This is a genomic window from Massilia sp. 01N410 (assembly GCF_056399665.1).
Map to the genome: position 1 here is coordinate 1 of NZ_JBFTRV010000077.1, position 425 is coordinate 425.

Consider the following 425-nt stretch of genomic DNA (forward strand, 5'->3'; position numbering starts at 1 on the left):
ACTCGGCCATCCACGCCGCGCGCGAGGACGCCCAGTTCGTGATGCACCTGCACACCGACCAGGGCGTGGCGGTGGCCGCCCATGCCGAGGGCCTGCTGCCGCTGAGCCAGCAGGCGCTGATCGTCACGCCGCAGCTGGCCTATCACGACTATGAGGGCATCGCCCTGAACCTCGACGAGCGCGAGCGGCTGGTGGCCGACCTGGGCGACAGGCGGCTGATGCTGCTGCGCAACCACGGCACCCTGGCCGTGGGCCGCACGGCGGCCGAATGCTGGCTTGGCATGTTCTTCCTGGAGCGCGCCTGCGCCCAGCAGGTGATGGCTCTCAGCGCAGGGCGCGATCAGGTGCTGCTCGCTCCGGAGGCAGCGCAGGCCGAGGTCCGCAGCCAGACGGGCATGGGCCTGGGCATGATCGCGGGCCTGGCC

The 425-nt window shown here is 71.8% G+C and carries 1 protein-coding gene; it reads left to right on the top strand.

All coding sequences use genetic code 11. The features are described 5' to 3' along the window. On the top strand, positions 1–425 hold a 425-nt coding region (locus AC1DOP_RS27320), incomplete at both ends, for a class II aldolase/adducin family protein (RefSeq protein ID WP_477254427.1).